This is a genomic window from Paenibacillus rigui (assembly GCF_002234615.1).
In the GTDB taxonomy this organism is placed as follows: domain Bacteria; phylum Bacillota; class Bacilli; order Paenibacillales; family NBRC-103111; genus Paenibacillus_S; species Paenibacillus_S rigui.
On the sequence record NZ_NMQW01000055.1, the window covers coordinates 1 to 12,371 of the forward strand.

At 52.0% G+C, this 12,371-nt stretch carries 13 protein-coding genes and 1 pseudogene; 1 reads left to right on the top strand and 13 read right to left on the bottom strand.

All coding sequences use genetic code 11. The features are described 5' to 3' along the window. Nucleotides 1–499: 499 nt before the first annotated feature. From CF651_RS28670 to CF651_RS28720, 11 genes are all read right to left on the bottom strand, one after another. Nucleotides 500–799 (bottom strand): hypothetical protein, encoded by a 300-nt coding sequence (locus CF651_RS28670; RefSeq protein ID WP_094018301.1) that lies wholly within the window; start codon nucleotides 797–799, stop codon nucleotides 500–502. A 64-nt stretch (nucleotides 800–863) separates the two neighbouring features. After that, nucleotides 864–1,334, bottom strand: coding sequence for a RidA family protein (locus CF651_RS28675; protein WP_245856198.1), 471 nt, complete (start codon nucleotides 1,332–1,334; stop codon nucleotides 864–866). Between the two features lie 21 nt (nucleotides 1,335–1,355). After that, a complete protein-coding gene (locus CF651_RS28680; protein ID WP_094018290.1) occupies nucleotides 1,356–1,640 on the bottom strand; it encodes a 2Fe-2S iron-sulfur cluster-binding protein in 285 nt (94 codons plus the stop codon). Nucleotides 1,641–1,687: 47 nt separating this feature from the next. Next, nucleotides 1,688–2,365, bottom strand: a complete 678-nt coding sequence (locus CF651_RS28685; RefSeq protein WP_094018291.1) for a GntR family transcriptional regulator — start codon at nucleotides 2,363–2,365, stop codon at nucleotides 1,688–1,690. Between the two features lie 141 nt (nucleotides 2,366–2,506). Next, the gene (locus CF651_RS28690; protein ID WP_094018292.1) at nucleotides 2,507–3,037 is read right to left on the bottom strand and encodes a chromate transporter; all 531 of its coding nucleotides are present in this window, start codon (nucleotides 3,035–3,037) and stop codon (nucleotides 2,507–2,509) included. Then, nucleotides 3,034–3,624: a chromate transporter gene (locus CF651_RS28695; RefSeq protein ID WP_094018293.1), complete on the bottom strand. Its 591-nt coding sequence runs from the start codon at nucleotides 3,622–3,624 to the stop codon at nucleotides 3,034–3,036. The genes CF651_RS28690 and CF651_RS28695 overlap by 4 nt, the downstream gene beginning before the upstream one ends. A 194-nt stretch (nucleotides 3,625–3,818) precedes the next feature. Beyond that, nucleotides 3,819–4,292 carry a GlcG/HbpS family heme-binding protein gene (locus CF651_RS28700; protein ID WP_094018294.1) on the bottom strand — a complete coding sequence of 158 codons (474 nt, stop codon included), beginning with the start codon at nucleotides 4,290–4,292 and terminating at the stop codon, nucleotides 3,819–3,821. Between the two features lie 31 nt (nucleotides 4,293–4,323). After that, nucleotides 4,324–5,790, bottom strand: coding sequence for an aldehyde dehydrogenase family protein (locus tag CF651_RS28705; RefSeq protein ID WP_094018295.1), 1,467 nt, complete (start codon nucleotides 5,788–5,790; stop codon nucleotides 4,324–4,326). A 529-nt stretch (nucleotides 5,791–6,319) separates the two neighbouring features. Beyond that, entirely contained in the window at nucleotides 6,320–7,027 is a 708-nt protein-coding gene (locus tag CF651_RS28710; RefSeq protein ID WP_094018296.1) for an iron-containing redox enzyme family protein, read from the bottom strand. Between the two features lie 169 nt (nucleotides 7,028–7,196). Beyond that, on the bottom strand, nucleotides 7,197–8,600 hold the full coding sequence (locus CF651_RS28715) for a hypothetical protein (RefSeq protein WP_094018297.1): 1,404 nt from the start codon (nucleotides 8,598–8,600) through the stop codon (nucleotides 7,197–7,199). Nucleotides 8,601–8,602: 2 nt separating this feature from the next. Beyond that, nucleotides 8,603–9,355 carry a creatininase family protein gene (locus CF651_RS28720; protein WP_094018298.1) on the bottom strand — a complete coding sequence of 251 codons (753 nt, stop codon included), beginning with the start codon at nucleotides 9,353–9,355 and terminating at the stop codon, nucleotides 8,603–8,605. Between the two features lie 134 nt (nucleotides 9,356–9,489). Between CF651_RS28720 and yyaC the strand changes: the two genes are divergently transcribed. Further along, nucleotides 9,490–10,098, top strand: a complete 609-nt coding sequence (gene yyaC, locus CF651_RS28725; protein WP_094018299.1) for a spore protease YyaC — start codon at nucleotides 9,490–9,492, stop codon at nucleotides 10,096–10,098. A 6-nt stretch (nucleotides 10,099–10,104) separates the two neighbouring features. Here the strand turns inward: yyaC and CF651_RS28730 are convergent, their stop codons facing one another. Both CF651_RS28730 and CF651_RS33035 read right to left on the bottom strand, forming a co-directional pair. After that, on the bottom strand, nucleotides 10,105–11,562 hold the full coding sequence (locus tag CF651_RS28730; RefSeq protein WP_094018300.1) for a hypothetical protein: 1,458 nt from the start codon (nucleotides 11,560–11,562) through the stop codon (nucleotides 10,105–10,107). A gap of 632 nt (nucleotides 11,563–12,194) precedes the next feature. Then, nucleotides 12,195–12,371 (bottom strand): annotated as a pseudogene (locus tag CF651_RS33035) (sulfite oxidase-like oxidoreductase); the annotation flags it as partial.

Below are 12,371 nucleotides of genomic sequence, written 5' to 3' on the forward strand. Positions count from 1 at the left end.
CCACCGCTCTCATCTGCCACCTCTTTATTCGTCGGCAGCGTAAAGTGGTTATAAAAGACAGATTTACGGGGTTTCGAAAAAAAAAAAAATCCCGTGCGGGGGAGGGTCTCCCCAGTTCACTGCATCCTCTTTCATACCATGCCGATCCCCTTACGCCGGAGGATTCTTCGCTGCCGCTCCAAGTTCTTAACAGCTTCCGTGGTCTTCACCCAAATAGACGGGGTTCGACTTCCTCTTCCCCCTCTTGCGAGGCCTTTTTGACGACGCGGCAGGATTCACTTCATGTTACGGCCTGGTATCTTGCTCGCCCTGTCTCTGACAGGTACTTTCGTCGACGCGCTTCTACGCACAGATTTCGCCGTACGCAGGCATCCTAGCTACGCGGGGCCTTGGCCCCTCCCGCGACCGGATTTTCACCGGCTAGAAGATGCGTGCCTCTGGGCACGCTCAATCAAAAAAAGGATGTGGGCTTTTATCGAAGCCCGCATCCTTCCAACTTTTACTGCACCAGCACAATCTTGCTTTCTTCGTCCTGGTCCAGCTCATATATTTCCTTCTCAATTTCCTCCATCGTTTCGAACTTAGGGAAAACCTTGATTGGGATGCTGTTGTCCGGGAACACCTCGGAAACCCCTTGAATGACAATTCGCGTGACCGGGTTTTTGATTTTGCAAATCGAGAACGTCGTCTTTTTCTTGCCGAAAAAGTAATACTCGTACTCCTTCACCGTCTCCAAATCGGGATTCTCTGTTACCGTTTTATAACGTTCTGTTGTAGATACCAAAATATATTCGCTCATGATCATACCCTCCAGCTCCATATTTAGTAAAAACGCAGCTTCCTCGACACAGCAGGTGCATTCCTCATTCGAAACGAACGATCAGCTCCACTTCCACTGCAGCTCCTCCCGGCAAAGAGGCAACGCCGATGGCGGACCGGGCATGAACGCCTTTGTCGCCGAATACCTCGACAAGCAGATCGGAAGCACCATTCAGCACGGAAGGTAGCTCATAAAAATCCGGGGCTGCTTGGATAAAGCCTTCCATCTTGACGATACTGACTACACGGTCCAGATCTCCTAGCGCCGTTTTGAGCGTGCCCAGATGATTAATGATGCATTGTCGGGCCGCCTTATAGCCTTCTTCCTTCGTGAGATCCTGACCGACCTTCCCTTTATACTGGAGCACACCTTCCCGCTTCGGGGTCACACCGCTCAAGTACATGATGGGCGGAGCCATTGTGTACGGCACATAATTGCCGCTTGGCTTCGGCAGGGCTTCCAATGCAATGTTCAGTTCCTTCAGCTTTGCTTCGGCTTGTCCGTGTCGTATCAACAAAGGAATCTCCTCCAAGCTTTATTCCTGACAGAGCTCGATATCTTCCGTAATATATAACTGGCATGCCAAGCGGTATCCTTCGTTCAGCTTCTCGCCGAGCATTTTACTTTCCTTCCAATTCGGTTCCGGGAGCGAATCGCCGCCGGAGACGACCTTCACCATGCATTTCGTACACTTACCCATGCCGCAGCCATACTTCAGATGGGGAAATTTTTTGATTCCGGCTAAAACGACCAAGTTGCTGTTTGAACCGACTTCCTGCTCATACACCTGACCGTTCTGTTGTAATTTCACATTAGGCATTCAAAACACCTCCATCTGCGGCATTCGATAGCTTCGTTTCTTGCCGTTTATTCTTTTTCCAATGCTTCCATGTACGCTTTTTTAGAATTTTCCAAATGAATTTTGGTTAAACTCTCCACAAGATCGGCTTCGCCGTTGCATACGGCTTGAGCCAGGGCTCTGTGCTCCTCCATGGCTTTGCGCTGCCGGCCCGGAAGCTCATAGCCCAGCTGTACGAAGGCGCGGATATAGTCGGACAGCCCGTCAAGCATTTGGGTTAACCGGGGGCTTTGCGCCGCGTCGAAGATAATGTCGTTAATATGAAAATGGACGTTTTTGTTCGCTTCATCCACATCCGGCTTGGCAAGAGCCAGGTCAATTTCCTGGATGATCCGTTTCAGCTCTTCCCGGTGCGCCTGGGTTGCTTTTTGCGCGGCCATCTTCATCGCCAAACTTTCCAATGAAGCCAAAATCGTAAAAATTTCAATAATTTCCTCGGGGGAAAGCTTGGAGACGACGACGCCTTTGCGCGGCAGCGTTTTGACGAAGCCTTGGGATTCCAAACGGAACAAGGCTTCCCTGATCGGCGTGCGGCTGACGTTCAACTGATCGGCAAGCTCCCTTTCGATAATGCGTTCGCCTGACTTATACATGCCTGATACGATGGCTTGCTTGATATATTGGTACACTTTATCGCGGATTGGGCTTAATTCTTCATCTTTCCATATAACCGGTGTGTCTGGCATCTGGTATACCTCCGAATGATGTTTTCCTTAGTTTAAACGATTGGATGTCTTGTTTACAACATTCATTTCGAAGGTATGCCTTGGGCTGCGGCAAAGCATCAGCCAAGCAGCTCGGCCGTTATCCTTCCCTTTGAAGGGTTATCAGCTGAGGAAAAAAGCCCCGTATACCAATGCGCTTGCCACAACAATTCCAGGATGAATCTTGAATTTTTCCAGCGCGATCAGGCTTAGAGCCGTTAGTGCTGCCGTCTGCCATAGACCTGCCGATGCATAGGCGCTTGCGAAAAACTGAAATGCCAGCGTCCCGAGCAGCACAGCTACGATCGGTCTGACGATTTGTGTCATGGCCATGACCTGCGGGGACGCTTTGAACAAGTGCAGAAACTTGTACAGGATCACCATGGCGATGGCCGTCGGAGCTATCGTAGCCAGGAGGGCGACGATTGCTCCCGGAGCTCCAGCCACCTGATAGCCGATATAGCCTGCAAGCTTGGTTGCAATCGGACTGGGCAGCGCGTTCCCCAGCGCCAATACGTCGCCGAACTGCTCCAGCGTCATCCAGCCGAAATGATCGACGACCTCCGCCTGCAGCAGGGGGATGATCGGAGGACCGCCGCCGTAGCCCAATATATTCGGAACGAAAAAGGCCCAAAACAGATACAGTAGCGTCATGCTGAAAAACCCCTATCCGGCGAATCGGCCTGCTGTTTTTTCCTTTTTTTGAATAAATACGTTGATTCGATAAAGGCATAAGCCAATGCAATGCCGATCAGCAGTCCCGGATTCACATTGAACAGCGCCAAAGCAATGACAGATACGAACGTCCAGGCAATCGTTCTGCTTTTGACCCAGCTTTTCCACGATTTCAGGAAAAACTCATAGGCCATTACCGCCATCATCACTCCGATGACAGGCTGAACGCCGTGTGTCATGCCCCCTACGATCCCGGAATCCTTCAGCTTGTAGATGAGGCCGAGCAGCAATATCATGGCAACGAGTACCGGGATGACCAACGCCGTAATTGCGATTGCAGCGCCAAGTGCCCCTTTGACTTTATAGCCGATGTAGCCGGCCATTTTCGTTGCGATAGGCCCCGGCAGAGCGTTTCCCATCGCAAGCACATCCGCAAATTCCTCATCGGTCATCCAGCCGTATTTTTGTACGGCTTCCGCATGGACCAGAGGAATCATCGTAGGCCCCCCGCCATAGCCGAGGACACCGATCCGAAAAAAACCGAGGAACAGATCCCTGTATTCCATCTTCCCTCTCCACCTAACTATGGTTGACTAGCCAGAAGCCTACTCATGCCTATTCCAGGAGAAGAAGCACATTCGTGGTGCACTGTGCTGCGTAGTTCGCCCGTGGGCGGATGGTTGATAGCATCGCTGCCCGCCGCATTCCCCCATCTATCCCACTGGTCCTTCATAGGCAATAGGTTTGAAGCATGCCGGCCTTATTTCTTGATGTCAGCTTGAGTCACAACCTCATAATCCGGGCCTAGATGCAACTGCAGCGCCTTCAAGGCAGCCGTACCTACGGCGGTATCCTGCTCCCCGTTGCCTCCGCTGACACCAACGCCGCCAACAACCTCGCCGTTCACGACAATCGGGAATCCGCCGACGAAGATGGCGAACTTCCCGGGAAGCATCGCATGAATCCCGAACGCTTCTCCTGTTGTTGATGCAGGACCTCCCGGCTGGTTGAACAAATGCGTCGAGCGCTTATGACCGCTTGCCGTAAAGGCTTTGGCAATGGCGATCTCAGGGCCGGTAATGCGCCCGCCGTTCATGCGCTCCAGAGCGATCACATAACCGCCGTCATCTACGATACAGATCGACTCCAGCGCCTTCACTTCCTCCGCAGCCGCTTTGGCCGCTTCGAGCATCACCTTGGCTTCTTCCAGCTCCAATTTCAAAACAGATTTCATAAGGAATTCGTGCCTCCATTCCAAGCTATATTTACACGCCGTGGTAGACGCTTTTGATTTGCGTATAAAATTCGAGCGCTCCCCGTCCGGACTCGCGGTACGTTGCCGTACTCGACATCTTGACGCCGCCGAACGGAACATTAGGCGCATTGCCTGTTGTCGGCCGATTGACCTTGACTACGCCGGATTGAATGCCGCTAATGAACCGCTGGATACGTTTGGCATCCGTGGTGCAGATCGAGGCCGACAAACCGAATTCTACCTCGTTGGCAATCTGCATCGCCTGCTCGAAGGAGGTTACCCGGATAACGGAGATGACCGGTCCGAAAATTTCCTCTTGCGCAATCCTCATCTGCGGTGCAACGTTCGTGAAGATAGCCGGTCTTACAAAATAACCGTTCGCATATTCCCCCTCGGTCAAATGCTCTCCGCCGAATACCAGCTCCGCTCCTTCGGCTTGGCCGATCTCCACGTAGTCCAGTACGTTTTTCAGCTGGCTTGCATTGGCAAGCGGTCCCACCTCGATGCCTTTTTGAAGTCCGCTGCCTACGGTCAACTGCTTCGTCTTGGCAATGAGGGCTTCCACGAACGCATCATGTACAGCTTCCATCACGATGACACGGCTCGTGCCGGTGCAGGCCTGCCCTGTCAGCTCAAAGCCGCCTTTGATCGCGAGCTCCGCCGCTTGCTCGACATCCGCGTCCTCCATGACCAGCAGCGGATTTTTGCCGCCAAGCTCAAGCTGAACGCGAGTGGACAAACGGACGGAGCGGTTAATCGATTCCCCCGCTCCCGTTGATCCGGTGAACGTCACCGCTTTGACCGCCGGGTGCGTAACGAGCGGCTTGGCCGTCTTGGAAGCGGAGCCGGTAACGAAGTTAAGTACCCCTGCCGGCAGTCCGGCATTGTGGAGCGCTTCTACCAAGCGAAGTGCGATCAACGGCGTATCCGACGCCGGCTTGAATACAACGGTATTGCCGGTAACTAACGCCGGTACAATCTTGCGAACCGGAATCGAGATCGGGAAGTTCCAAGGCGTGATGACGGTCACGACGCCCAATGGTTCTTTTCTGGTGTAGACGAAGGTGGTCGGGTCCTCCGAAGGAAGTGTCTCGCCTGCAATGTTCATCCCCTCGGATGCGTAGTAGCGCAGCGTCTGGGCCGAGCGCTTCACTTCCATCCGGCTGCTCGCGAGCGTCTTGCCTTCTTCGCGGGTCAGCTCCTGTGCGTATTGCTCAAGGCCTGCTTCCAGCAGGTCCGCCGCTTTGTACAGGATGTCCGCCCGTTTGCTCGGAGCGGTGTTCTTCCAGGTTTCGAACGCCCGCTCTGCGGCTTCAATCGCCTGGATAACATCCTCTTCCGATGAAGCTTGAAACCGTCCGACCACTTCATCGGCCTGCGCCGGATTCGTGCTGTCGAAGGTAGCGCCGCTTGCAGCTTCCAGCCATTCGCCGTTGATTAAGTTTTTATAGGTTTGTACTGCCGTTTCGATTGCCATGGGAATCCCCTTTCTCAGAGTAGATCGGGCGTATTCAAAAAGCCGGAATCGCTAGCTTTGAAGACGTTCAGTTTCATTCAAAAATGTGCCGGCTGCGGGAAAGGGATGTGTCTCCGGTCGCTGTTGAAACCGTAAATTAGGATTAGAATTAATGGTGAATTTACGATCTCAAAGGCGAACGTTTCACTCCTACGACACATCCCTTTCCCTCCGCTCAGCATTTTACGCGTGATTCGAAAATTCACGATCACAAAGGCGACACTATTCAGACTTTTCGAATACGTATTATAGTTTTAAAAGAAAACCCGAGAAGCGGTTATTCATTCTCGGGTATCTTAATCATTCAACATTCGATCGTTCGGTGAATACTTGAGCGGAGCGGGCGCAATCGTTCTGCAGAAGCGCTAGCGGTCGCCTTTGTCCCCCGAATTTCAACCGCACTGCGGTGTAATTCAAGAAATCCGGGGACAACAGCGACCGGAAGAATGATCGTCCGCGCAGCGTCCTTCTATTCACCGAACGACTCGAACTACTTCTCCAGTAAAAACTCGCGGGAAATGCCAGCCAGATACATTCTGCGCATTTTCGTAGCTTCTTCTACGATTTGAATGCAGCGCTGTTGATCCTCCGGCGTTCTTGCATATTCCAGCACGATTTGATAACCGCGTTCGCCGTGAATTTCATCGGATACGATGTGAAGGTCGAAGAACTCCACTTCCTCATCGGTAAAGCCGTATTTCTCGCGAAGCGTTGGCGTTTGTCTGCGGTAAATAGCAGGCACTTGGGATTCCAAGCCTACGACCAATGCAGCCGTTGCGAACAAGAAGTTTTCTTTGAACGCCATCCGGTAGCACCAGGATTGCAGGCCGATCGTCTCAGGAAGCAGATCCTTCATCGATTCCACACGCTCACGGGTGGTACCGCAAGCTTCACCGAAGCGAATCAGCAGATCCGTGTGGCGGTCGCCGCCGAGCTCCTCTTCCCACATGTTTTGCAGCAGGAAGTCCCTTGCGTCCTCGTGCGGACAGTTGGCATAAATATAAGCTAAGTATTCGGCGAAAGGGCCAACATAAGCATAATGCTGCTCAACCCATCTTGCGAAATGTTCCTTCTTCAATTCGCCGTTCGCCCACATAGTCGTGAAAGGCGCTTTGGCAACGGCATTCCCCTCAATAGCTTGCTCTAGAGCGTGGCGGAATTCCTCTTTGTTCATCAAACGGGATTGGGTTAATGTCATTACAAAACTCTCCTCTCATAATGGTAAAAATGTAGGATAAGTAAGTTTAAAACTTGCGTCGGCGATTCGGAGCCAGGTCCGAACCTGCTTCGTCTTTCTTTTTTTGGTTTATGGTATATTGTATACCAAAAACCTTATGGCCTTATTATTGCTTACCTGGGCTCATCTGTCAACCCACTTTTTTCAGAACGAGTAAAAGCAGCATCGACATAAGTAAGTAAGCGATCGTAAACGGTGCATTCCAGTTTGAAATACGGAATGAGCTCTGTCCTGTCAAAGCGGACATCATTCCGGCGGTCGCATTATAAGGCCCCATCAAAAAGGCGGTTGCCGCCCCGGTCAGCATAGCAATAGCCGTCAGCTGCACGGAAATGCCCAAGGCCTGCGGGTTCAGCGACTCAGCCGCTAATGCAAGACCTACCGCCGGATGCAGCCCGGCAAAGGCCAGCCCAAAAGGAATCAGTGGAATCAGGATCAAGAACAGATCCGCCCCAACAAGGTCCTTCAGCTCGATAATCCACCCGTTAATGGCGTGCCCGGCTCCTGACGCTTGAATAGCGGAGATCATAAACCCGGCGCTCAGGAAAACGAAAAACTGCTCTTTCATTTTCAGCAGATGGGCCGGAAGCATGGCTCTTCCCCTCTGGACAAACTGCTTTCCTTTGCCGATAAGCAAAGACCAAAGAAACGCGTAAGGGATCACCAGCGTTGTGACCAGCAGCAAAAAACTGAACCGGGAATAGTTCTCCAGCACGGAAATCAAAATAGTAAACAAAAGAATGGCTGCAACAATGTGCGCCGGATGATGGGCCTGATTCGGAGCCCCCTGTTTCTGCTCCTCCTCCACCGCACTCTCCCGGGCCGCTGCCGTTTCCTCCAGCACCGCCGAATCCACATGCAGCAGCCTGCGCTTGGCAAGCCAGATCCCCATCAAGCTGTCCAGCACGAGTCCAAGTATACTGAATGGAATCATGACAGGCAGAAGAGAGCTCCACTGCACCCCCGTCATTTCTACAATTACGCCGACGATCGGCGCCACAGGCGTCCATACAATCGGCATGCTGTACCCATGCGTAATGGCGCGGCTTATAAACCTCTCTCTTTGCTGAATAGGATACAGCTCCAGCGAGGGTCGGATCGTATGATACATCATCGGCAGTGCCGCCACATTCATAAATGAGCTCAAAATGTAGGACAAGCCCGAGGTCACCGTATACAGAAGGCCGGATCGCTTGATTGTCCGTTGAATCATCCGCTGAATCTGCAGGGCATAGTTACCCAGCTCGATCGGCAGCGCAATCAAAGGAATCAAAGCGAACAGGCTTAGAATATTCAACATATGGCCGAAGCCCGTTATATAACGGACCCAGGGCGCCCCGCTCACAGCCAGCAGGATGATGCCGGTCAACAAGAATAACGCTCCCAACCCTTGAACAAAGCGCGGAACGGATCGAAATACGGCGACAACAATCAGCAGACTCAAAAGAGAAATGATCCATCCCACCAGGGGACCCGGCTCAAAGGCCGACCACAAATAAGCAGTCACAGCGGCGAGAAACAACAGCGGCTTCATGGCTACAACACTTCTTGAACGGCCTTGGCCAAACGCTCCAGGGCGGTTTCTACAATTTCCTTTCCGATCTCGGCACTGGCCTTAGTCGCATCGCCAATGCATCCGTTGCGCGTCATTTCTTCATAATAATAGAAGCCTTGCAGCGGATTACCCGGGCGCAGCTTTTTCCAACGGCCTTCCTGATAATCAGCGGCTTCCAATTTGTCCGGACGCACCAAGTGGGGGGCCAGGTACATCGCTTCGGACACCTCGCGGTCGCAGCTGTGGCCGTACAGCTTGGATTCGATCCGCCGGTCCATGACATCCTTCGCTGATGCTGTCGTTTTGGCATAATAGATACGGACGTCAAGCTCCCGGGTAAGAATATCGACAGCCACCCCTAGTGTAGATTGGTTGCCGCCATGGGAGTTCAGAATGAGAAACTGCCCGATGCCATGCTGCTTCAACGATTTCATCATATCCCGCAGGATAGCAATTAACGTCGTCGGATCCAGGGAGATCGTTCCGGGAAAATGAAGATGATGCGGCGAGACTCCCATATTAATCGTAGGCGTCATCACCGCCTCAGGGTACAGCTTCTCCGTCAATCGTTTGCCCATCTCCTCGGCAAGCACGGCATCGCAGCTCTCCACCATATGAGGACCGTGCTGTTCATGAGCACCAAGCGGAATGATCGCAATTTTTACCGTAGGTAGCGCTTGTTCCACTTCCGGCCACGTCATTTGAGTTAAAATATAAGCATTTGGGTTCGGCATCCATTCACACACCCTCTCTATTATGGTATATTGTATACCGTTAAAAAAATGACGATAAATTGTTACCATTGCCGTTTAACCATTCACCGATTATCGTTTACAATATATATAGGAAGAAAGAAGGTGATTGCATCATGATGCACCACAGCCACTACCTCGATAAAAAATCGGTGGCCTATTTGTCCGAAGCGTTAACCAGCCACTATTTCAAAAATCCGGACTTCACGGAAATCGTCGTTGTCTGCATAGGCACCAACCTGTATACCGGTGATAGCCTGGGGCCGATGGTCGGCAGCCGAATGCTCGAGCGCCTCGAGGGTCATCGTCACGTTCATATTTATGGCACCTGGGATAAGCCCGTGCATGCCCTGAATTTGCAGAAGACGCTAGCCCATATCGCCCAGAAGCATAGCCGGGCTTATATTATTGCCGTTGATGCGTGTCTCGGACAATATTTCAAGATCGGAACACTTCAGGTCGTGGAGGAGCCGCTGCAGCCAGGCGTTAGTCTCGGTAAACAGCTGCCCCCCATCGGTCATGTGCATATCAAAGGCATTATTAACAATCACGGTCCGTTAAACCATAAAGTTCTGGAACATACCAGTCTGACGTTCGTGCAGGACATGTCCGCCGTCGTCAGCCGGATCTTGGTGAAGGCAAGCCAAGATATTATTCCCGGGCTTGTACCGCAGCAAGCTTCTTCGATGGATCAGGCATCGGATTCTTTGTCCTCCAGCAGTTAAGCTAAGCTACCAGATGAGCAGAGCCGTTACCGTAGCAACAGACAATCCGATGATCACGGGAAGGAAATTTTTGCGGGCCAGGTCAATAACGGAAACTCCTGCGAAGCCGGCGACCGCGACCAGCGAAGACCAAGCGATCAGCGTTCCCCCGCCGGACCAAACCGAGCCCATTTGACCAATAGCAGCCAAAGTGGAAGGATCCATGCCCACTGTTGGAGCCAAAGCTCCCGAAAGCGATCCTGTCAGTGGCAAGCCGGAGAAGCCGGAGCCTTCCAAGCCTGCGATAATCCCGATAATGAGAATCCCGAATGCCGTAAAGAACCCGTTGGACGGAATCGCATACTGTACGGACATTACCAGGTCATACAAGAAGGCAGGAGCTGTCACGTTCTCGCCCAAAGAGAGCACGCTTTTCGAAAAGTCTGCGTTCCCCAGGAAAAAGAATCCCGCAATCGGAATGACAGGGCCCATCGCTTTAAACGCAAAGACGAAGCCTTCCGTCAGATGATCGCTGATCTTGTCCAATGCGGCAACCTTCGAGAACACGGTACAGGACAGAATGAGAAGAATCACGGCAACCCCGCCGATAAACGCAGCTCCGTCTCCCCCTTCGAATCCCCCCATAGCCCCGCCGCCGAATTTACTTGCGGCCATGACGATCATGACAGCCAGCATCGACAAAGGCACGAGAATCGAGAACACTTTGGACCATTTCAATACGTTCGGGGGCAATGTTTCCACGGCAGCCGCAGCTTCCGCAAAATCCCTCGACACCAATGTCGGCACGCTGTTGCCGGTCTCCTGCTCATGAGCCGCAACCGGCGCATCCGCCTTGCGGATTGCTTTGCGGTGCATCAAGTAAGCTCCCATAATCGATACACCGCCGGTGATGAGCGACAAGACCATGGCCTTGTCCGCTACAAGACCAGTGGATACGCCCGCTCCCTTGGCGCTAAGCATAGGTGCGATCTGCATCACGTAGTCGGAGGACAATGCCATCCCTTGACCCGCAAGAGCAACGGCCATTGCTGCAGCCATCGGCGGAAGCCCTACCCGAATCGCTGCCGGGAACAGAAGCGCACCGATGAGCGGCACAGCAGGCGTTGGCCAGAAGAACAGCGAGATGACGTAGGTGACAATCGCGAGCACGAAAAAGGCCACATGCCCGTTGACGATCAGCTTCTGAATGGGCCGAATCATTCGGCGGTCCGCCCCGATATCACGCAGTGAGGCCAGCAAGGCCACCATGAACGTAATGATTAGGAAAATGGTGAACAATTCTTTGGCTGCGGTAAGGTTCGCATTGTAGACGGCCTTGAACCCGCTGATGATGTCGCCCTTGTAAACCCATCCGACCAGGAAGGTCCCCGCCAACGTCGGGATGACCACACCGCGCCGAAACAACATGACAACAATAACGGCGACTGTAACTAAAGCGTACATAACATGTGATAAAGTAATCATCCGTATCCCCTGCCCCATCGAATTAGTGTCCTTCGAAACGATTGTAGCACATATTTCGGGGTAAAAATAGACTTTTTGGCGCATTGTATACAATATTTATCGAAAATAACCCTTTTGCGTCCTAAATAATGTAATTATATCACTTTTCAATGTTATATTTTATAACACAAAAGCGCATTGCACATGACCAAGGTGTCCACTCTTGTTGTTTGAACGTTTTCAGCCTTCAGTATGATCCAAGAGAACCATCACAGAGCAATGTCTATGCAAAAGGAATATTTTCCCTGTATAGCGCCATTTTATCACCTCGGTTCCCATATTTTTGAACTGCGAAAAAGCTTATCACTTTAATTGAAAGCGATTACATGTATCGTACCACATTTTCCAACAAAGCGGTAGACCTATTGCATATTGTATACCAAAAAAAGAACCCTCAGATGGCCACTGAAAAAGTTGCGGCTGCATGGACGGATCATTCTTCCGATCGCTGTTATCCCCGGATCTTACCCATTTCAACCCGCTTATAGCGATCAAAATCCCGGGACAAAGGCGAACGCATACGCTTCTACAGAACGATTCCGTCCACTCCGCCCGTTTTTCAGGGCCTTCCCAGTTCCTGGGGGTTCGCGGACTCAATCGAAATCTTTGCCGACCCACTCGTCTTCGGGCAGCGGCAGCGGCTCGCCGGAGAAGCGCTCCTCACGGAACGGCTCGGCAACAATGTGAAATCCATTGCTTTCCCAGAAGCCCGGACGGTCATTCTTCATAAATTCAAAAACGCGAAACCCATTGGCGCTTTTCCAAAAGTA